Source organism: Shinella daejeonensis (assembly GCF_024281235.1).
GTDB classification, from domain to species: Bacteria; Pseudomonadota; Alphaproteobacteria; order Rhizobiales; family Rhizobiaceae; genus Shinella; species Shinella daejeonensis.
This window is the reverse complement of sequence record NZ_JAHWXY010000009.1, coordinates 1-21,214: the sequence shown is the minus strand read 5'-3', so window position 1 is coordinate 21,214 and position 21,214 is coordinate 1. Positions and strand designations below refer to the sequence as shown.

18 protein-coding genes and 1 pseudogene are annotated in these 21,214 nt (G+C 64.8%); 4 read left to right on the top strand and 15 right to left on the bottom strand.

What is annotated here, in order from left to right; all coding sequences use genetic code 11:
- Positions 1-291: 291 nt before the first annotated feature.
- Genes fabA through fabI form a run of 3 tightly spaced genes read left to right on the top strand, consistent with a single transcriptional unit; the run spans position 292 to position 2,896 of the window.
- Complete coding sequence (gene fabA, locus KYK29_RS17675) at positions 292-807, top strand: 3-hydroxyacyl-[acyl-carrier-protein] dehydratase FabA (protein ID WP_254692212.1); 516 nt, start codon at positions 292-294, stop codon at positions 805-807.
- A gap of 53 nt (positions 808-860) precedes the next feature.
- Entirely contained in the window at positions 861-2,084 is a 1,224-nt protein-coding gene (gene fabB / locus KYK29_RS17670; protein WP_254692211.1) for a beta-ketoacyl-ACP synthase I, read from the top strand.
- Positions 2,085-2,089: 5 nt separating this feature from the next.
- Positions 2,090-2,896: an enoyl-ACP reductase FabI gene (gene fabI, locus KYK29_RS17665; RefSeq protein ID WP_254692210.1), complete on the top strand. Its 807-nt coding sequence runs from the start codon at positions 2,090-2,092 to the stop codon at positions 2,894-2,896.
- Positions 2,897-3,008: 112 nt separating this feature from the next.
- Here the strand turns inward: fabI and KYK29_RS17660 are convergent, their stop codons facing one another.
- The 11 genes from KYK29_RS17660 to rimP all read right to left on the bottom strand — a co-directional run bounded on the left by KYK29_RS17660 (position 3,009) and on the right by rimP (position 16,362).
- Entirely contained in the window at positions 3,009-3,236 is a 228-nt protein-coding gene (locus tag KYK29_RS17660) for a hypothetical protein (protein ID WP_254692209.1), read from the bottom strand.
- A gap of 92 nt (positions 3,237-3,328) precedes the next feature.
- Complete coding sequence (locus KYK29_RS17655; protein ID WP_254692208.1) at positions 3,329-4,345, bottom strand: class I SAM-dependent methyltransferase; 1,017 nt, start codon at positions 4,343-4,345, stop codon at positions 3,329-3,331.
- An 80-nt stretch (positions 4,346-4,425) separates the two neighbouring features.
- On the bottom strand, positions 4,426-6,570 hold the full coding sequence (pnp, locus tag KYK29_RS17650) for a polyribonucleotide nucleotidyltransferase (protein WP_254692207.1): 2,145 nt from the start codon (positions 6,568-6,570) through the stop codon (positions 4,426-4,428).
- 309 nt (positions 6,571-6,879) lie between these two features.
- Entirely contained in the window at positions 6,880-7,149 is a 270-nt protein-coding gene (gene rpsO / locus KYK29_RS17645; RefSeq protein WP_254692350.1) for a 30S ribosomal protein S15, read from the bottom strand.
- 202 nt (positions 7,150-7,351) lie between these two features.
- Complete coding sequence (locus KYK29_RS17640) at positions 7,352-9,100, bottom strand: sensor histidine kinase (RefSeq protein WP_254692206.1); 1,749 nt, start codon at positions 9,098-9,100, stop codon at positions 7,352-7,354.
- A 113-nt stretch (positions 9,101-9,213) separates the two neighbouring features.
- A complete protein-coding gene (truB, locus tag KYK29_RS17635; RefSeq protein WP_254692205.1) occupies positions 9,214-10,149 on the bottom strand; it encodes a tRNA pseudouridine(55) synthase TruB in 936 nt (311 codons plus the stop codon).
- A 12-nt stretch (positions 10,150-10,161) separates the two neighbouring features.
- On the bottom strand, positions 10,162-10,572 hold the full coding sequence (rbfA, locus tag KYK29_RS17630) for a 30S ribosome-binding factor RbfA (protein WP_254692204.1): 411 nt from the start codon (positions 10,570-10,572) through the stop codon (positions 10,162-10,164).
- 72 nt (positions 10,573-10,644) lie between these two features.
- Entirely contained in the window at positions 10,645-13,245 is a 2,601-nt protein-coding gene (infB, locus tag KYK29_RS17625) for a translation initiation factor IF-2 (protein ID WP_254692203.1), read from the bottom strand.
- 101 nt (positions 13,246-13,346) lie between these two features.
- Entirely contained in the window at positions 13,347-14,003 is a 657-nt protein-coding gene (locus KYK29_RS17620) for an RNA-binding protein (RefSeq protein ID WP_254692202.1), read from the bottom strand.
- A gap of 16 nt (positions 14,004-14,019) precedes the next feature.
- The gene (nusA, locus tag KYK29_RS17615) at positions 14,020-15,621 is read right to left on the bottom strand and encodes a transcription termination factor NusA (protein ID WP_254692201.1); all 1,602 of its coding nucleotides are present in this window, start codon (positions 15,619-15,621) and stop codon (positions 14,020-14,022) included.
- Between the two features lie 129 nt (positions 15,622-15,750).
- On the bottom strand, positions 15,751-16,362 hold the full coding sequence (gene rimP / locus KYK29_RS17610) for a ribosome maturation factor RimP (RefSeq protein WP_254692200.1): 612 nt from the start codon (positions 16,360-16,362) through the stop codon (positions 15,751-15,753).
- 231 nt (positions 16,363-16,593) lie between these two features.
- On the opposite strand from rimP, the gene KYK29_RS17605 reads away from it, so the two are divergent.
- A complete protein-coding gene (locus tag KYK29_RS17605) occupies positions 16,594-18,222 on the top strand; it encodes an MFS transporter (RefSeq protein ID WP_254692349.1) in 1,629 nt (542 codons plus the stop codon).
- Between the two features lie 53 nt (positions 18,223-18,275).
- Here KYK29_RS17605 and KYK29_RS17600 read toward each other — a convergent pair whose 3' ends face one another.
- The 4 genes and pseudogenes from KYK29_RS17600 to KYK29_RS17585 all read right to left on the bottom strand — a co-directional run.
- Complete coding sequence (locus KYK29_RS17600) at positions 18,276-19,520, bottom strand: lytic murein transglycosylase (protein WP_254692199.1); 1,245 nt, start codon at positions 19,518-19,520, stop codon at positions 18,276-18,278.
- Positions 19,521-19,534: 14 nt separating this feature from the next.
- Positions 19,535-20,140: a recombination mediator RecR gene (gene recR / locus KYK29_RS17595; protein ID WP_254692198.1), complete on the bottom strand. Its 606-nt coding sequence runs from the start codon at positions 20,138-20,140 to the stop codon at positions 19,535-19,537.
- A gap of 89 nt (positions 20,141-20,229) precedes the next feature.
- Positions 20,230-20,553: a YbaB/EbfC family nucleoid-associated protein gene (locus KYK29_RS17590; RefSeq protein WP_254692197.1), complete on the bottom strand. Its 324-nt coding sequence runs from the start codon at positions 20,551-20,553 to the stop codon at positions 20,230-20,232.
- A gap of 28 nt (positions 20,554-20,581) precedes the next feature.
- Positions 20,582-21,214, bottom strand: a pseudogene (locus KYK29_RS17585) (DNA polymerase III subunit gamma/tau); the annotation flags it as partial.

The window sequence follows — 21,214 nt, the reverse complement described above, 5'->3', positions numbered from 1 at the left end:
CTTGAACAATAATCCATAGGAAAGTGATATAACTTTTGCCGTCGCGGTATTCAATAGCATCGGAGCGGCAGAAAGACGCGCAACATGCGGAAAACCGGGACTTTTCCCGCAAAGCCGTTACTTTGTTCTGGCTGTCATGGAGAGCATCATGTATGCGGACTGCGGAATTGACGCCGGTCCCATGGGGCCGGAAGACGATGAAGAGGATGGCCCGGGTGCTTCAATTCGGCCCGATCCTGTTCTAAAGCTAGAGCCGACAGGGCTTCCAGAGACCGGGGACGAGACAACCAGATGACAACCAGGCAATCCAGCTTCAACTATGAGGAAATCCTGCGCTGCGGGCGCGGCGAATTGTTCGGACCCGGCAACGCGCAGCTTCCTCTCCCGCCGATGTTGATGGTCCATCGCATCACGGATATCTCGGAGACTGGCGGCGCTTTCGACAAGGGCTATGTCCGCGCCGAATACGACGTCACGCCCGATGACTGGTATTTCCCGTGTCATTTCCAGGGCAACCCGATCATGCCGGGCTGCCTCGGCCTCGACGGGATGTGGCAATTGACCGGCTTCTTTCTCGGCTGGCTCGGCGAGCCCGGGCGCGGCATGGCGCTGTCGACCGGCGAGGTCAAGTTCAAGGGCATGGTCCGCCCGGAAACGAAACTCCTGGAGTACGGCATCGATTTCAAGCGCGTCCTGCGCGGCCGGCTGGTCCTCGGCACGGCCGACGGCTGGCTGAAGGCCGACGGCGAGCTTATCTATCAGGCGACCGACCTGCGGGTCGGCCTGTCGAAGGACAAGACAGCCTGAACGGCGGCCGCCGGCCGCCTTCACATGAGAGAGTTCTAGAAAAGGTCAGCACAATGAGACGGGTCGTCGTTACGGGTCTCGGGGTCGTATCCTCCATCGGAAACAATGCGGACGAAGTGACGCAGTCGCTACATGACGCGCGCTCCGGCATCAGCTTCTCGCAGGATTTTGCCGACCACGGCTTCCGCTGCCAGGTCTGGGGATCCCCGGATATCGACACCAGCGACCTCGTCGACCGCCGCGCCGCCCGCTTCCTGTCGCAGGGCGGAGCGTGGAACCATGTGGCCATGAAGCAGGCGATCGCCGACTCGGGCCTGACGGAAGCCGACTATGCCGAAAATCCGCGTGCCGGCATCATCATGGGCTCCGGAGGCCCCTCGACCCGCACCCTGATCGAGGCGGCGGACATCACGCTCAAGAACAATTCGCCGAAGCGCATCGGCCCCTTTGCTGTACCGAAGGCCATGTCGTCCACCGCCTCGGCGACGCTCGCCACCTGGTTCAAGATCCACGGCGTCAATTATTCGATCTCGTCGGCCTGCTCCACATCGGCGCATTGCATCGGCAATGCCGCGGAGATGATCCAATGGGGCAAGCAGGACCTGATGTTCGCGGGCGGCCACGAGGATCTCGACTGGACCATGTCGAACCTCTTCGACGCCATGGGCGCCATGACGTCGAAGCATAACGACACGCCCGCCACCGCCTCGCGCGCCTACGATGTGACGCGCGACGGTTTCGCCATCGCCGGCGGCGCGGGCGTTCTGGTGCTGGAGGAACTGGAACACGCACGTGCACGCGGCGCGAAGATCTACGCCGAACTGGTCGGCTATGGCGCGACGTCGGACGGCTACGACATGGTCGCCCCCTCCGGCGAGGGCGCGGTGCGCTGCATGCGCCAGGCGCTCGCGACGGTGAAGGGGGACATCGACTATATCAACACGCACGGCACCTCGACGCCGGTCGGCGACTCCAAGGAAATCGCGGCGATCCGCGAGGTCTTCGGCGACCGTATCCCGCATGTCCAGTCGACCAAGTCGCTGACCGGCCATTCGCTGGGCGCAGCCGGCGTACAGGAATCGATCTACGGCCTCCTGATGATGCAGGCCGGCTTCATCGGCGAAAGCGCCCATATCACCGAACTCGACCCGGTATTCGAGGGGGTTCCGATCGTCCGCAAGCGTATCGACAATGCCCGGATCGACACGGTTCTTTCCAATTCCTTCGGTTTTGGCGGCACCAACGCCACGCTGGTTTTCCAGCGCTTCAACGGATGACAGACATGACGGGGATCATGAACGGCAAGCGCGGCCTCATCATGGGGGTCGCGAACAATCACTCCATCGCCTGGGGCATCGCCCAGAAGCTCGCCTCGCAGGGCGCCGAACTCGCCTTCACCTATCAGGGCGAGGCGCTCGGCAAGCGGGTGAAGCCGCTCGCCGCAGAACTCGGCTCGGATTTCATCCTGCCCTGCGACGTCGAGGACATCGCCTCGGTCGACGCCGCCATCGCGACGATCCGGGAAAAATGGGGCAAGCTCGATTTCATCGTGCACGCCATCGGCTTTTCCGACAAGAACGAGCTGAAAGGCCTTTACGCGGACACGACGCGCGACAATTTCACGCGCACCATGGTCATCTCCTGCTTCTCCTTCACGGAAATCGCCAAGCGGGCGGCCGAACTGATGGAAGACGGCGGCACGATGCTGACGCTGACCTATGGCGGCTCCGTCCGACTCATGCCGAACTACAACGTCATGGGCGTCGCCAAGGCCGCGCTGGAGGCTTCCGTGCGCTATCTCGCCGGCGATTACGGCCCGCGCGGCATTCGCATCAATGCCATTTCGGCCGGGCCGATCCGCACGCTCGCCGGCGCCGGCATTTCGGACGCCCGCGCGATGCTGTCCTGGCAGCAGAAGAACGCGCCGCTGCGCCGCACCGTCACCATCGAGGACGTCGGCAGTTCGGCGCTCTATCTGCTCTCCGACCTGTCGAGCGGCGTCACCGGCGAAATCCATTATGTGGACGCCGGTTACAATATCACCTCCATGCCGACCCTCGAGCGCCTACGCTCCGCCGATAGCGAATAACGGCCATCACACCCTTCCGCTCTTCCTCAAGCCCGTTTGCGGGAGAAGAGCGGAAGAATATCCCAGATCGATTCCGGGCGCAAAACCGCTGAGCCTGTCAGCTGAAAGGGTTCTAAAGCAGCGCCAGCAGGATGAAGAGCACCGCCACGGCCGCAGCGGCGGCGATCAGGAACATCCGCACGCGGGCGTTCATTTCGAGCGGCTTGTCGCCGCCTGCTTTTCGCAGGAAGGCAAGCGGCACCTCGGAGGTCGGCCTGTGCCCCTCCCCTTCCTTCACTTCCTTCGCGATCACTTCCGCCACATCTTCCATCATCGGCGGTCTTGCGGGTCCAAAAGCCATGGCAGGTCTCCTGAACGGAACGGGTTCGGGAATGATGCCCCTCTTTGCGGAAAAAACAAGTCTTGCCGGCGGCGAAGCGTGTCGCAGGCGCTTCAGCGCTTGCCCCAGAGCACCTTGAAGCGTGCGTTCCGGCAGGTCTCTCCGCTTTCCTTGAAGGCTTCCTTCAGCACCGGCTCGTAGGGCAGGCCGCGATTGGCGACCATCAGGAGGCGTCCGCCCGCCTTCAGCGACTTCGCCGCCATGCGGATCATCGCCGCACCGAGGCCGTGATCGACCGCATGGCCCTCGTGAAAGGGCGGGTTCATGACGATGAGGTCGTAATGATCGCGCGGCGTCTCCGCGGTCAGGTCCATCCAGTAATAGCGCGCCGGCACGTTCGGGCAGTTTACCGCCATGTTCTGCCGGGCGGCTTCCAGTGCCTCGTAATGGGCTTCGAAAAGATCGATCCCCTTGGCCTGGGGCGCACGGCCGCCGAGGGTGGCCGCAAGATAGCCCCAGCCCGCGCCGAAATCGGCGGCGTGGCCGTGAAAGTCCTCCGGAATGCGGGTCGCGAGCAATTCCGAGCCCTCATCGATCCGGTCGTGGGAGAACATGCCGGGCGCTGCGATAAAGCTGTTGGCGATGCGCACCGGCGCGGCCGCCAGCTTGTCGATCGCCGCCGACGGATCCTCCGGGCGGGCGAACCAGAGAGCGAGGCCATGATATTTCGGCATGGAATCGCCGGACAGGCCGAGCTGATCCAGACGTTTTCTCAGCGACTGGACGCCATCCTCCTTGCCGCCGGCGATCACGATCAGGCCGCCCGTGCGCACGCGGCGCAAAGCCTCGGCGAGGCGGTTTTCATTTTCCCCCCGATGCTTGTTCAAAAGCACGAGCGCGCCGTCGTAATCGTCTCCTTCGATCAGGGGCGTCACGGCAACGCGTGCAGCCTCCAGCGCGCGGTAGAGCGGGCGCAGCGGCTGCACGGCATCGATGGCGGCCTCAAAGCCGGCCGGAGGGCGCTGGCCAGCCTCGGCCCCGAGAAAGAGATAGCGTTGCTCCGCGCCGGGCAGGGCCAGCGTGCCGGTGGCGAAAGGATGGAACAAGGTCTTCAGGGCGTCACGGGTCATCGTCGGTTTCCGGGTGGCGATCAAGGAAAAAGGGCGCGGAACTTGCCGCTCCGCGCCCCTTCAATTCCATCAGGCACGACTTATTCGGCGGCTTCGCCGTCGTTCTTCTTCTCGGCAGTGATCTCCTGGCCGGTCGCCTGATCGACGACCTTCATGGACAGGCGGACCTTGCCGCGCTCGTCGAAGCCCATCAGCTTGACCCAGACCTTGTCGCCTTCCTTGACGACGTCGGAGGTCTTGGCGACGCGCTCCTGGGCAAGCTGCGAGATATGGACGAGGCCGTCACGCGGGCCGAAGAAGTTGACGAAGGCGCCGAAATCGGCGGTCTTGACGACCGTTCCCTCGTAGATCTGGCCGACTTCCGGCTCCGCGACGATCGAGTGGATCCACTTGCGCGCGGCTTCGATCTCCTTGCCCGAGGAAGAGGCGATCTTGATCGTGCCGTCGTCCTCGATGTTGATCTTGGCGCCGGTCTTTTCGACGATCTCGCGAATGATCTTGCCGCCCGTGCCGATGACTTCGCGGATCTTGTCGACCGGAATGTTCATCACTTCGATGCGCGGGGCGAATTCGCCGAGTTCCGAACGGCCTTCGGTGATGGCCTTGGCCATCTCACCGAGGATGTGCAGACGGCCGCCCTTCGCCTGGTTCAGGGCGACCTTCATGATCTCTTCGGTGATACCGTCGATCTTGATGTCCATCTGGAGCGAGGTGATGCCGGTTTCCGTACCCGCGACCTTGAAGTCCATATCGCCGAGGTGATCTTCGTCACCGAGGATGTCGGACAGGACGGCGAAGCGCTCGTCTTCCTTGATCAGGCCCATGGCGATGCCGGCAACGGGCTTGGCCAGCGGAACGCCGGCATCCATGAGGGCGAGCGACGTACCGCAAACGGTCGCCATGGAGGACGAGCCGTTCGACTCGGTGATCTCCGAGACGACGCGCAGCGTGTAGGGGAACTGCTCGGCGGACGGCAGCATCGGGCGGATGGCGCGCCAAGCGAGCTTGCCGTGGCCGATCTCGCGACGGCCCGGAGAGCCCATGCGGCCCGTTTCACCGACCGAATAGGGCGGGAAGTTGTAATGGAGCATGAAGCGCTCCTTGTACATGCCGGTCAGGCTGTCGACATATTGCTCGTCCTCGCCCGTGCCGAGGGTGGCGACGACGATGGCCTGCGTCTCGCCGCGGGTGAAGAGCGCCGAACCGTGCGTGCGCGGCAGGAGGCCGACTTCGGCGACGATCGTGCGGACGGTTTCGAGATCGCGGCCGTCGATGCGGCTCTTGGTGTCGAGAATGTTCCAGCGGACGATCTTGGCTTGCAGGTGCTTGAAGACCGCGCCGATTTCCTCGGCCGTATAGTCCGGATTTTCGACGCCTTCCGGCAGGAAATGCGCCTTGACCTTCGCCTTGACGGCGTCGACGGCGGCATAACGTTCAGCCTTCTGGGTGATCTTGTAGGCGTTGCGAAGCTCGTCCTCGGCAAGCGCAAGCATGGCGTTCTCAAGCGCGGAATAGTTCTCCGGCTCGAATTCGCGCGGCTCCTTGGCGGCGACTTCGGCAAGCTTGATGATCGCGTCGATGACCGGCTGGAAACCCTTCTGGCCGAACATGACGGCGCCGAGCATGATGTCCTCGGCAAGCTCCTTCGCCTCGGATTCAACCATCAGCACCGCTTCCTGCGTGCCGGCGACGATGAGGTCGAGGCTCGTTTCATCCATCTCGTCCAGATGCGGATTGAGGACGTATTCGCCATTGATGTAACCGACGCGCGCGCCGCCGACCGGTCCCATGAAGGGGATGCCGGAAAGCGTCAGTGCTGCCGAGGCGGCGACCAGCGACAGGACATCGGGGTTGTTTTCGAGGTCATGCTGAATGACGGTGATGACGACCTGCGTGTCGTTCTTGTAGCCTTCCGGGAAAAGAGGGCGGATCGGCCGGTCGATCAGGCGGGAAACCAGCGTCTCGTTCTCGCTCGGGCGGCCTTCGCGCTTGAAGTAGCCCCCCGGGATCTTGCCGGCGGCATAGGTCTTTTCCTGGTAGTTGACGGTGAGGGGGAAGAAATCCTGTCCCGGCTTCGGCGATTTCGCCGAAACGACGGTGGCGAGAACGACGGTCTCGCCGTAGGTGGCGAGAACCGCGCCATCAGCCTGACGGGCGACCTTGCCGGTTTCGAGCTTGAGCGGACGGCCCGCCCATTCGATTTCAACCGTATGGGTATTGAACATGTCTTGTCCTTTTTGGCGGATCGGCGCGGCGCGGCCTGGCAAGGCGCGGGCGTCCCGTCCGCATTCGTGACGCATCATGGGCAAGACAACGGGAGGCTTCGGCGAAAAAAGAGACGGCGCGGGCCGCCGGAAGCATCCTGCAATCCTGCCCCATGACAGGCCAACGGTTGGCTCCGCAGGACCGGCTCTTCCGGCCTGCTGGAAAATCCGCTTCGCTTATCGGTCCGACCGGCAAGCGAAAGGCGGGACGGAACGGTCGTTCCGTTGCAAAATCGGCGGGCGCCCCTGGGAGCGCCCGCCGGAAAACTGTTAGCGGCGAAGGCCCAGAGCTGCAATCAGCTTCGTGTAGCGGGCTTCTTCCTTCTTCTTGAGATAATCAAGAAGCGAACGGCGGCTGGAAACCAGAGCCAGAAGACCGCGACGGGAGTGATTGTCCTTCTTGTGGCCCTTGAAGTGCTCGGTCAGGTTATTGATCCGCTCGGTGAGGATCGCGACCTGAACTTCCGGAGAACCGGTGTCGCCTTCCTTCGTGGCATATTCCTTGATGAGAGCAGTCTTGCGCTCGGCAGTGATCGACATCGCGTGTCCTTTCATGAATGGAGAACAAGGTCGCCAAAAGCCGGGATGTCGTCCAGCGATGGCCTTGATGGCAAGCAGTTCATACCCTGCGTTGCTGGCGGTGCCTATAAACCAAAGCCGGCAGAAAGGAAAGGCGTAATTCATGCGCCCCGCGACGTCCGCAGGCCGGATGCCTCCGGACTATCGCCGGACAGGGCGCACTTCACGCCCCGGGCCGCGTTTCCTCTCCGTCTTCCTCTTCGTCCTGCTCCTCGGCGCCCCGCAGGCGCGCAAGCGGGATCGTCACGCGCCATTCGATGCCGTCGTCATGGACGATCTGCACCAGCCGGGCGTCCAGAACCATGCCCAGCATCCGTTCGAGGACGACGCTTCCGAAGCCCTTGCGGTTTTCGGCAAGCGCCTGCCGGTCGATTTCCGCCCGGCTCTCGCGCCAGATGAAATGCAGGTCGTCCTGCGACAGCGTCCAGGTCAGGGAAACGGCGCCGGTCTCATTGGCAAGCGCGCCGTATTTGGTGGCGTTGGTCGACAGTTCGTGCAACGCCATGCCGAGCGTTTGCGAGGGCTGCGGATCGAGCAGCACGACCGGACCGGAGATGCGCACGCGGCTGGCGTCATCCGGCGTGAAAGGCTTCAGCTGGTTACGCGCAAGCTCCGCCAGATTGACGCCCTGGGTCGCATTGGCGATCATCAGGTCGGTCGAACGGGCAAGCCCTGCCACGCGCTTGCGGAAAGCCTCTGCGAAGTCGGCCGCGCTCTCCGCTCCCGCCGCCGACTGGTTCAGCATCGCCTGGATGACGCTGAGCTGGTTTTTCGACCGGTGAGCGACCTCGCGCATCAGGAAGCGGACATTGGTTTCGGCCTTGACCCGGTCATCGGCGGCTTCCGACAGGGCCCGCGACACGGTCTCCAGCTCGGAAATGACGTAGCGGCGCGACGGGACGCGTTCGCCGCGCCCCAATTGGCGGGCATCGAAGGCCAGCAGGCGGACGTCGCGCGACAACACCCGAGCGATGCCGAAGGCGGTGGCGGCGGCGAGCAGCGCAAAGAGCGCGCCGCCGATCGTCAACCACAGGAACGAGGCCTTGGCCGGCGCCTGCACATCGGAGGCCTTGGCCCAGGCGATCATCCGCCAGCCGGCAAGCGACGAGAATTCGACTACAACCTGATAGTCGACGCCGTCATAGCGGGCCGTGCTGGCCCCGACGTGGAAGGACGGAACCACCTTGAGAAAGAAAGGTTCTCCGGTCTTCTGTTCCTTGTCGCTGGAGACCACCACGAGGCCGCCGGCATCCAGCACCGCAGCATTCCAGCCCGGCGACAGGATATCGGGATTGACGGCGCGACGCAGGGCCTGCGCGCTCTTGTTGAGGGCGAGCAGCAAGCGCCGGCCATCGGGCAGGCGCAGCGGCTGATAGACGTTGAAGACCCACTCCTGCGCCGTCCGGCCGAAGAACAGGCCCGACACCATGCGCTCCTCCCGCGACAGGGCCAGATTTGCCGATTGCGGATCGGACATGGTCAGGAGCGGGGCGCCGTAGGGAACGCGCGTGTTCAGCAGTTGCCGCATATGGTCGTCGATGACGACGAAATGGATATCCGTGCCTTCCAGCGCCTTCAGCGCCTGGCCATGCAGCGCCTTGAAGTCGCCGTTGGTGAGGCTTTCCGAGGTGGACAGGAAATTCAGCGTCGCGAACATCCCGGAGATTTCGCGCTCGACGGCGCGATTCACGGCGCTGGTCGAGGTGCGCAGCAGCGATTCGAAGATACGCTCCTGCGCTTCGTTCGTCCGGTAGAGAATCACGAAGGAAAACAGGAAGGCCGGGACGACAACCACCAGGATCAGGCAGACCAGATAGAGCGCCACGGGATGGCGCATCCGGCGGGTCGCCCCGCGCCCTGCCTCATCATCCATCGCAGCGGCGGAGGTGGGCTGATCGCGTCCGACAACCATCAACGGCCATTCCTTTCACCTCCCGCCCTATCACCCGCCCCCATGCGGCGGACAATAAAACCTGCCGCCGGGGGTGAAATCAAGTCCATGCCGGATGGTTCCGGCAGAAAGCGTCAACCGGCGAAAACCCGCTTGGGCCGGAACTCGCCGCCGCCGACCTCGCCGATCGCCACCAGCTTGCCCCGCGCGGTCGCATAGGCTTCATCCGCTGAAACCGGCGCATCGCGGCCGCGCAGCAGGATCGGATTGCCCATGCGCAGCCGGTGCGCCTGGTCGTCGTTGATGACGATTTGCGGCAAATCGGAAAGCGCCTCTCCGGTGTCGATCAGCAGCGCGTCGAGCGCGGCCAGCCGTTCCGCCTCGTCCTCGATCTTCTCCAGCGCCACCAGATCCGCAAGCGGCACCATCTCATCTTCCCCGAACGGCGCGACGAAGGTGCGCCGCAACGCCGAGACATATCCGTAGCAACCGAGCTGGCGGCCGAAATCGCGGGCAAGCGCGCGCACATAGGTGCCCTTGCCGCATTCGACCTCGAACTGCGCGCTGTTTTCGTCCGGGCATCCGATCAGCGTCAGGCGATGGATTTCCACCTCCCGGGACGGGATTTCCACGATCTCGCCCTCACGGGCGAGGTCGTAGGCGCGCTCGCCTGCAATCTTGATCGCCGAGAACTGCGGCGGCACCTGCCGGATGACGCCGGTATAGTCCCCGAGGATCGCCTCGATCCGGTCGGCGTCGGGGCGCGTCTGCGCGCTTTGCGTCACCTCGCCCTCAAGGTCGTCCGTCGTGCGCTCCTCGCCCCAGGTGACCGTGAACTCGTAGATCTTGCGGCCGTCCATGACGTAGGGCACGGTCTTGGTCGCATCGCCGAGCGCGATCGGCAGCATGCCGGAGGCGAGCGGATCCAGCGTGCCGGCATGGCCGGCCTTCTGCGCCTTGAACAGCCACTTGATCTTGGCGACGGCTTCCGTCGAGCCGAAGTCGAAAGGCTTGTCGAGAATGAGCCAGCCGGAAACCGGGCGGCCCTTGGGTTTGCGGGGCTTGGACATCGTTATCCTGAATTATCTGTCGTCGTCGCCGTTTTCGGCGGAAAGGTCGCGGGCCACTTCCGGCGAGCGCAGAAGATCGTCGATCTTCTTGTAATTGTCGAAGCTGGTATCGTCGCGGAAGCGGACGTCCGGCATGTATTTCATCTGGCGAAGCTGCGGGCCGAGACGGCCGCGAATGAACTTCGCATTGCGGTTCAGCGCCTCGATGACCGCGGCGTGATCGGCAACGCCGAGCGGCGTCACATAGGCGGTGGCAAGGCGCAGGTCCGGCGACATACGGACTTCCGAGATCGAGACGACGGTCTTTTCAAGAAGCGCGTCGCGCACCTCGCCCCGTTGCAGGACCTGGGTGATCGCCGCACGAACCTGCTCGCCCACGCGCAACATGCGCTGTGACGGGGCGGAGGATGTGGCTCTGGTCATAATCGTTACCTTCAAAAAAGCGCGAGCGCCGAAATGGTCCGGCGCTCGCGCGTTTCCTGGTCCGCCGGATGCTTAAAGCGTGCGGGTGATGTGCTCCACGCGGAAGCACTCGATCTGGTCGCCCGCGCGGATGTCCTCGTAATTCTCGAAGGCCATGCCGCATTCCTGGCCGACGTTGACTTCCGAGACCTCGTCCTTGAAGCGCTTGAGGGTCTTGAGCTTGCCTTCGTGGATGACGACGTTGTCGCGCACGAGGCGTACGCCCGAACCGCGCTCGACCTTGCCTTCCGTGACGCGGCAACCCGCGACCTTGCCGACCTTGGTGATGTTGAACACCTCGAGGATCTCGGCATAACCGAGGAAGGTCTCGCGGCGTTCCGGCGACAGCAGGCCGGACATGGCCGCCTTCACGTCATCCACCAGATCGTAGATGATGTTGTAGTAGCGGATCTCGATGCCCTCGCGCTCCGCCAGGCTGCGCGCCTGCACGTTGGCGCGGACGTTGAAGCCGATGATCGCGGCATTGGAGGCTTCCGCAAGCGAGATGTCGGACTCCGTGATGCCGCCTGCGCCGGAATGGACGATGCGGGCGCGCACCTCGTCGGTGCCGAGCTTTTCGAGGGCGCCGGCGATCGCTTCGATCGAGCCCTGCACGTCGCCCTTGATGACCAGCGGGAACTCCTTGAGGCCGGAGGTCTGGAGCTGGTTCATCATCTGCTCGAGCGAGCCGCGCGAACCGGTCTGGCGGGCGACCTGCTTCTCGCGTGCGAGACGCTGGCGATATTCCGAAATCTCGCGGGCGCGGCTTTCGTTCTCGACCACGGCGAACCTGTCGCCGGCGGCCGGCGTGCCGGAAAGCCCGAGCACTTCGACCGGCGTCGAGGGACCGGCTTCCTTGACGTGCTCGCCCTTGTCGTTGACGAGCGCGCGCACGCGGCCCCACTGGTCACCGGCCACGATGATCTGGCCGGGCGTCAGCGTGCCCTTCTGCACGAGAATCGTCGCAACGGCGCCACGGCCGCGATCGAGTTCCGCCTCGACGACGACGCCCTCGGCGGTGCGGTTCGAATTGGCCTTGAGATCGAGGATTTCCGCCTGTAGCAGCACCGCCTCGAGCAACTTGTCGATATTGGTGCCGTTCTTGGCGGAAAGCTCGACGTCTAGCGTCTCGCCGCCCATGGATTCGACGAAGACCTCGTGCTGGAGGAGTTCGGTGCGAACCTTCTGCGGGTCGGCCGTCGGCTTGTCGATCTTGTTGATCGCCACGATGATCGGCACGCCGGCCGCCTTGGCGTGGTTGATGGATTCCACCGTCTGCGGCATGACGCTGTCGTCGGCGGCGACCACCAGGATCGCGATGTCCGTCGCCTGCGCGCCACGGGCGCGCATGGCGGTGAAGGCGGCGTGACCGGGGGTGTCGATGAACGTGATCTTGTTACCGTTCTGCTCCACCTGATAGGCGCCGATATGCTGCGTGATGCCGCCGGCTTCCCCGGACGCCACATTGGCGTGGCGGATGGCGTCGAGCAGCGACGTCTTGCCGTGGTCGACGTGGCCCATGATCGTCACGATCGGCGGACGCGATTCCAGATCGCCCTCGTCGTCGGAGATGTTGAAGATACCTTCCTCGACGTCGGATTCCGAAACCCGCTTGACCGTATGACCGAATTCGCCGGCGATGAGTTCGGCGAGATCGGCATCGATCAGGTCGCCCGGCTTCATCATCTGGCCTTCCTTCATCAGATACTTGATGACGTCGACGGCCCGTTCGGACATGCGCTGCGACAGTTCCTGGATGGTGATGGTTTCCGGCAGGACGACCTCGCGCGAAATCTTCTCACGGGTCTCCTGCATCATCGAGCGCTTGAACTTTTCCTGGCGGCGGCGCATCGCCGAAAGCGAACGGCCACGGACCGCGCCGTCGTCGTCGCTCGACACGGTGGTCAGCGTCAGCTTGCCCTGGCGGCGGCCTTCGTCGCCCTTGGGGCGGGCCGGTGTCTTGGCGGCTTCCGGGCGGACGACCTTGCCGCGGTTTGCCGGAGCGCCGGAGCGCGGGCGAGCCTCTTCCTCCTCGCCCTCGCGACGACCACGGCCGGCAACGGGAGCGGCGGACGGCGTGCGGGCCGGTTGCGGACGGGCGTCGGAAGCGGGCGCAGCGGTACGGTCCGCCGGTGTTTCCACCACGGCGGGACGGGCGGCCTCTGCCGCCAGGCGCTCGGCCTCTTCCTTCTCGCGCTGAATGCGAGCCTCTTCCTCGGCCTTGCGGCGGGCTTCTTCCTCGACCTTGCGGCGCGCTTCCTCCTCGGCGCGCTGCTCCGCCTCGGCGGCGTCGCGGATCTGCGCTTCGGCGAGCGCGCGACGGCGCGCCTCGATCTCGTCGGCCGAAAGCTGGTTCAACACCACACCGACGCGGGGGCGGTTCTGCTCGGGGCGCGGCTGCACGCGCTGCGGCGGCGGCTCGGGCGCACGCTGGACCGGAGCGGCGGCCGGCGGAGCCACGCGTTCGTCCTCGGGACGATTGATGCGGCGCTTGCGGGTCTCGACCACGACAGCCTTCGTGCGGCCACGACCCATGTCCTGGCGCACCATCCCCTGCTGTACCCCCGAAGGCTTCAGGGTCAGGGTCTTCTTGCCCGCCACGCTGATCGTCTTGTCGTCATTGTTGTCGGTCATTCCGTTCCGTTCCTAAGATCAGGGCCAGATACGTGTCAGACCCCGTCGTTCAATTGCGTTCATCCAATGCGGCTTTGGCCGGCCAAAAGCCGGTGACCGCGTCATCGGTTTGGCTGGCCCGCGCCATCAGGTGCTCCTACCCGGCTCTCGCCCCGGTACTTTTCGAGCATGATTGCGCGCTTCACTACACCTTCACCCGCCTGCCCTGCAAGCGCTGCGGCATGAATAAAGGCATTCTGACCCAAAAGCGTCTCCAATTCGCCCTCCGTGAAGCAGCGAAAGGAAGGTATTTCCATTCCGTCGTCGCGCACAAAGCTCATCGCCTTGCGCGCCTGGTCGATCTTGCGCACGCCGTCGGGGGCGGCATCGGCCGCATGAAAGACAGCAAGCGCCGCCATTGCCCGCACCGCCTGGTCGACCTTGGTCGCGCCGGTGATGAACTGGCCCGCCTTGCGCGCCATGTTCATCATACCGGCAAGCTGAAGGGAAAGCAGCCGGTCCACCTCCCCGCCGAGATCGGGAGAAACCGTCACGCCGGCCTTCAGCGCGCGGGCGAAAAGCTTCTTCGCCACCGCCTTGTCGACAGCGGCGCGCTCCGCCTTCACCCAGCAGCCGCGTCCGGGCAGCTGGCGCTTCAGATCGGCAACGACCCCGCCGTCGGGAGCGGCGACGAAACGGATCAGCATGTCCGTATCACCGCTCTCGCGGGTCACGATGCACTGACGATCGTTCACGTCCTCGCCCTTCCTGTCCATCATCGATCGCCGGGACGCCTCAGGCGTCCTGCTCGGCGCCCTCGACGATTTCCTCGGTATCGGCGGCAAGCTCTTCTTCCGTGATCCAGCCGGCCGCCAGGCGGGCTTGCATGATCATCGCCTCGGCTTCGGCGCGGGAGACCTCCAGCTTCGAGAACAGACCCTCGAACTTCTTCGTCTCGCCGTCCTTGCGCTCGCTCCAGCCGACCAGATCGTCGACCGCACAGCCGGCGAAATCTTCCATCGTCTTGACGCCATCCTCGCCGAGAGCGACGAGCATCTGGCCCGTCAGGCCATCGATCTGACGCAAATCGTCGGAAACGCCAAGCTCCTTGCGGCGGGCGTCCATTTCAGCCTCGATGCGGTCGAGATATTCGCGGGCGCGGGTCTGGATTTCCTGGGCGGTGTCCTCGTCGAAACCTTCGATCGAGGAGATTTCGTCGAGTTCGACATAGGCCAGTTCCTCCACGGCGGCAAAGCCTTCGGACGCAAGGACCTGCCCCACCATCTCGTCGACGTCGAGGGCGTCCATGAAGAGGTTGGTGCGCTCGTTGAATTCCTTCTGGCGGCGCTCGGATTCCTCGGCCTCCGTCAGGATGTCGATATCCCAGCCGGTGAGCTGCGAGGCAAGCCGCACGTTCTGGCCGCGCCGGCCGATCGCCAGCGACAGCTGCTCGTCGGGAACGACCACCTCGATGCGCTCGGCATCCTCGTCGAGGACGACCTTGGCGACTTCCGCCGGCTGAAGGGCGTTGACGATGAAGGAGGCCGGATCCTGGCTCCACGGAATGATGTCGATCTTCTCGCCCTGAAGCTCGCCGACGACGGCCTGAACGCGCGAACCGCGCATACCGACGCAGGCGCCGACCGGATCGATCGACGAATCGTTCGAGATGACGGCGATCTTGGCGCGCGAACCCGGATCGCGGGCGACCGACTTGATCTGGATGATGCCGTCGTAGATTTCCGGAACTTCCATGGTGAAGAGCTTGACCATGAACTGCGGATGCGTCCGCGACAGGAAGATCTGCGGGCCGCGCTGCTCGCGGCGCACGTCATAGACGAAGGAGCGGACGCGGTCGCCATAGCGCATGTTTTCGCGCGGGATCATCTCGTCGCGGCGGATGATCCCTTCGCCACGGCCGAGATCGACGATGACATTGCCGTATTCGACGCGCTTGACGGTGCCGTTGACGATTTCGCCGATGCGATCCTTGTATTCATCGAACTGGCGGTCACGCTCGGCCTCGCGCACCTTCTGCACGATGACCTGCTTGGCCGACTGCGCGGCGATGCGGCCGAAGTCCATCGGCGGCAGCGGATCGGCGATGAAGTCGCCGAGCTTGGCGTCCGGGTTGCGGTCGCGCGCCAGTTCCAGCGGAATCTGGGTGGAATAGTCCTCGGCATGCTCGACGACCTCCAGCAGGCGCTGGAGACGGATTTCACCGGTCTTGGAGTTGATGTCGGCGCGGATATTCGATTCCGAGCCGTAACGGGAGCGGGCCGCCTTCTGGATGGCGTCGGCCATCGCCGCAAGCACGATCTCGCGGTCGATCACCTTTTCTCGGGCTACGGCATCCGCGATCTGCAGAAGTTCCAGCCGGTTCGCACTGACTGCCATTGTCTCAGTCTCCATGTTCAGGCCGGAGTCCTGCTCCGGCGCCTGGAACGGCACCGCCGTTCCGGTTCTCTCGCCTTCGCCCCGCCCGCGTCGGGGCCGAGGCCCCGGGACGACACGCATTCACAAAATCTATTCGTCGCCGTCGTCTTCGCCGTTCTGGTTGGCCGCTTCGGCCCGCGCCTTCCTGTCGGCGGCCAGCGCGTCGCGGATCAGCTCGTCGGTCAGGATGAGCTTGGCCTCGGCCAGCGCTGCAAACGGGATCACCGCCTGCGGATCCTCACCCGCCGGGGGCTGGTCCCGTTCGATCGTGAAGCCATCGGCATCCGTCGCGACGATCGTGCCGCGAAACCGCTTGCGTCCGTCGATCAGCACGGATGTCTCGCCCTTGACGAGATGGCCGGCCCAGCGCGCGAAATCCGATTTCCGCACCATCGGGCGATCGATACCGGGCGACGACACCTCAAGATGATACGCCTTGTCGATCGGATCCTCAACGTCGAGCACCGGGGAGACCGCCATGGAGACCTGCTCGCAGTCCTCCACGGTCATGGTGCCGTCCGGCCGCTCGCACATGATCTGCAACGTCGCGCCGTTCTGCGCCAGCATGCGCACGCGCACCAGCCGGTAGCCGATCTGCTCAATCGCCGGCTCGACGATTTCGGCGACGCGCCGGTCGAGGCCGGTTTCGACGATCAGCCGTGGCTCGATGGCGGCATTTTCTGTCTGGGTCGTATCGGACATGGCTGCCCTCCCCGGATTGCCCGTTTATCATGCACCTGACCGGGCCAATAAAAAAGAGCGGGTCCTCGCGGGCCCACTCTTCATCTGACGATCAAGAATTTGCACGCTATATAGACCGGTCCGGCCGCGATTGCAAGATCACGCATGCGCACCGCCGATGGCGCTTGCCCCGGCGGACGCAGGAGCTACATTGCAGTCCTTCATCTCTCCCGACAACCGCGAGACATCGTCGTGCCGGACCGAAAATCCCCGCTAGCGCCCCTTGGAAACGAAACCTTCCGCCGGATATGGCTGGCCAGCCTTGCTTCCAATTTCGGCGGCCTGATCCAGGCGGTCGGCGCGGCCTGGATGATGGCCTCGATCTCCACCTCCGCCAATATGGTGGCGCTGGTGCAGGCCTCGACCTCCCTGCCCATCATGCTGTTTTCCGTCGCTTCCGGCGCGCTTGCCGACAATTTCGACCGCCGCCGGCTGATGCTGACAGCGCAATGTTTCATGCTGGTTGTTTCCATCCTGCTGACGCTCGTCGCCTGGCAGGGGATGATCACGCCCTGGCTGCTTTTGACCTTCACCTTCCTTATCGGCTGCGGCATCGCGCTGCACAACCCCGCCTGGCAGGCGTCGGTGGGCGACCTGGTGCCGCGCGAGGACCTGCCGTCCGCGGTCTCGCTGAACAGCATGGGCTTCAACATCACCCGCAGCGTCGGGCCGGCAATCGGCGGGATCATCGTCGCGGCAGGCGGCGCGGCCATGGCCTTCGCCGTCAACGCCGTCAGCTATTTCGCGCTGATCTTCGCCCTGTTCCGCTGGCGACCGCCGGCCTACGACCGCACGCTGCCGCGCGAGGACTTCGGCCGCGCGGTCCGGGCGGGGCTGCGCTATGTCTTCATGTCGCCGAACATCGGCAAGGTTCTCCTGCGCAGTTTCGCCTTCGGGCTTTCCACCAGCTCCATCCTGTCGCTGCTGCCGCTGATCGCCCGCGATCTCGTCGCCGGCGGCCCCCTCACCTTCGGTATCCTGCTCGGCTGTTTCGGCCTTGGCGCCGTCGGCGGCGCGCTGATGAACACCCGCATCCGCGAACACCTGTCGGTCGAGGCGATCACCCGGCTCGCCTTCGCAAGTTTCGCCGTCAGCGCGGTGGTTGCAGCCGTCAGTTCCCTGTCCGCGGTGACCGGCCTCTTCCTTCTCCTTGCCGGGGCCTCCTGGGTGCTGGCGCTGTCGCTCTTCAATACCACGGTGCAGCTCTCGACGCCGCGCTGGGTCGTCGCCCGGGCGCTCTCGCTCTACCAGACGGCAACCTTCGGCGGCATTGCGGCAGGAAGCTGGATCTGGGGCGCGACGGCGGAGGCCCATGGCGCGCAGACCGCGCTTCTCGCCTCCGCCGCGACAATGGTCGTCGGTGCGGCGATCGGCCTTCGTTACGCGCTTCCCGAACTCGGCTCCCTCGACCTTGCGCCGCTCAACCGCTTCAGCGAGCCGGTCCTGCCGCTCGACCTGAAGCCGCGCAGCGGCCCGATCGTCATCCTCATCGACTACGAGATCGACGAGGCGGATATTCCCGCGTTCCTGACGGCGATGACCGAGCGGCGGCGCATCCGCATTCGCGACGGAGCCGGCCAGTGGGCGCTGATGCGCGATCTGGAGAACCCCACCGTCTGGACGGAAACCTATCAGGTGCCGACCTGGGTGGAATATGTCCGGCACAACCGGCGGCGCACCCAGGCGGATGCGGAAAACAGCGAGCGGCTGCGCAAGCTGCACCGGGGACCCGACGCACCGCATGTCCACCGGATGATCGAGCGCCAGACCATCATCCCCGGCGACTACGAACGCTACAAGCAACCCGTCGACCTGCCCTGAAATTATGTGTGTGGTTGGGGGGCAGACCGATGCCCGATTTTACCGGAACCGTTTCAGTGCAGCCGCGCCTTGAGGGAGGCGTCGGGGTAGCAGGTCGGCGCAAGCCCGCTCTTTGCCTGCCAGTCGCCGAGCGAGCGGCGCGTCTTGAAACCCGGCAGCCCGTCGACCTTGCCCACGTCGTATCCCTCGGCCACCAGCGCCTTCTGCATGGCGAGCACATCCGAACGCAGCATTTTGCCGACATCGCCCCAACGGCCCCGGAACGGTCCGGCGCCATAGGCGATACGGTCGGCGAGATTGCCGATGAAAAGCGCGTAGAGATCGGAGTTGTTATACTCCTTGAGCACGTAGAAGTTCGGCGTCACGATGAATTCCGGCCCATGCGTGCCGGCGGGCACGAGCATCATGCCGGAAGCCCCGGCCTCGCCCGCCGGGAACGCCTTGCCGGAAATCCGTTCGATGCCTTGCGCGGCCCAGGCCGAAACCGGTCTGGCCCGATCCGGCCCCTCCTGCGCACAGGAAACACCCGCCGGGATCGACACCTCAAAGCCCCAGTCGCGCCCCGGCTTCCAGCCTTTGCGCGCCAGATAATTGGCGATCGAGGCCAGGCTGTCGGGCACCGAGCCCCAGATATCGCGCAGGCCGTCGCCATCGAAATCGACGGCGTATTGCAGGAAACTCGTAGGCATGAACTGCGGCTGACCGAGCGCGCCCGCCCAGGAGCCCTTCAGCTGCTCTACCGTCCGGTCGCCGCCGTCGACGATATGCAACGCGGCGATCAGTTCCCGGCGGAACAGGTCCCGGCGCGTCGACATGAAGGCCTTGGTGGCCAGCACCTCGACGGCGGAATAGGGGATTTTCGCGCTGCCGAAACCCGATTCACGGCCCCAGACGGCGACGACGATCTCGCCGGGAACCCCGAAACGCTGTTCGATCCGGCGCAGCGTCGCCGCATGGGTCTTGAAAAGGCGCCGGCCGGTCGCTGCCAGCCCCTGCAACCGCTTTTCGGAGAAATAGGCGCCGGGAGAGGAGAATTCCGCCTGGCTCTGCGCCTGCTCCGCCTTCGGCCTGGAACCCGGCGGAACGAGATCGGGCAGATCCCAGTTGAGCGTCACGCCCGCCATGGCGGCGCGGAAGGTCTTCTCGCCGACACCGGTTTTGCGGGCGGCTGGCCAGAGTTCAGTCTCGATCCACGCCCGGAACATCTTTTCCACCTCGGGCCTGGAAGCGCCTTGAGCGGGAAGCGCCACGGCGAGGAGGAGCGCGAAAGGGATGAACCGCCGCAGCCATCGAAGCATCACAGGTCCCTTTCTCAGATCGCCGTGCGGGCGCGCAATGCGGCCGTCAGCGTACCTTCATCCAGATAATCAAGCTCGCCGCCCACCGGCACGCCATGCGCCAGCCGCGTGATCCTGACGTCGAGGCCGGAAAGCTGATCGGTGATGTAATGCGCCGTGGTCTGGCCCTCGACGGTGGCGTTGACCGCGATGATCAGTTCGCGCACGCCGCCTTCCGCCACCCGGTCGACGAGACCGCGGATATTGAGATCGTCCGGTCCGATACCGTCGAGCGGCGACAACGTTCCGCCCAGCACGTGATAGGCGGCGTTCATCGCTCCGGCCCGCTCCAGCGCCCAGAGATCGGAGACATCCTCGACGACGATGATGACCGACCGGTCGCGGCGGACATCCATGCAGACGGTGCAGGGATCGCTGGTGTCGACATTGCCGCAGCACGAGCAGATGCGCACCTTGCGATGCGCCTCGCCCATCGCATCCGCGAGCGGCCCGAGCAACTGGTCCTTCTTCTTGACGAGATGCAGCGCCGCGCGGCGCGCCGAACGAGGCCCGAGGCCCGGCACCTTCGCCAGCAACTGGATGAGTTTTTCGATTTCGGGGCCGGTGACTCGTTTTGCCATTGCCGCTATCTAGCCCATCTGCCGGGCAAACGGAATCTATCTCTCGAAGGCGCGCGCCGCGCCGGCGGGCCGAGCGGGCCGTCGCCCGATCAGAACGGCAGCTTGAAACCGGGAGGAATCGGCAGCCCGGCGGTCAGCGCCCGGGTTTTCTCCGCGGCCTCGGCTTCGGCCTTCTCCTTGGCGTCCTTGTGGGCCGCGACGATCAGGTCCTCGAGGATTTCGACATCGTCTTCCTTGAAAAGCGAGGGATCGATCTTCAGGCCCTTGAGATTGCCCTTGCCGTCGAGCGTCACCGAGACAAGACCTCCGCCGGAGCTGCCGCTGACTTCAAGCGCCGCGATCTCCTCCTGCATCTTCTCCATCTTGGCCTGCATTTCCTTGACCTTGCCCATCATGCCCATGATATCGCGCATCGGCCTCTCCTGTTCCTGTTTGAAAACGTCAGTGTTCGATATCGTCGCCGGGCAGGATGTCGCCCTCGGCGGATTCGGCGACGGCGGCCACTTCCGCCGTCTCCTCGTCGGCTTCCGTCTCCGCCGGCTTTATGCGCACGTCGGTAATGCGGGCGCCGGGAAAGCGCTGGAGGATCGCGGCGACGTCCGGGTCCTGACGGGCATCGGCGACCCGTTCCTGCTGCGCCTGCGCCTCCGCCTCGGCAAGCGTCGGGCCGCCGGCGTCGCGCGACAGGATCACCATCCAGCGCACACCGGTCCATTCCTCCAGACGACGCTGCAATTCCGCCACCAGCGATTTCGGTGCGTCCTCGGCCAGACCGATCTCCAGCCGGCCGGCCTCGATGCGCACCGGACGCACGAACGCCCGCAACAGGGCGCGCAACCGGATATCGCGGTTCTGCGTGCAGAGATCGGCGATGTCGGACAGGCTTTCCACCGGCACCTTCGGCGCCGGCGGCGGTTCGGCCGGGACCGGCTCGATACGGCGCTCGGATTGCAGCTCCGGCTCGGCCTTCGGCACGGCGCGCAGCATCGTCGCCGCCCCGCCGCCCGGCTGCGGACGCGCCGCAGCGTCGGGCGCACGGGCAACCGCCGAAACGGCGGACCGCGCAGACGACTG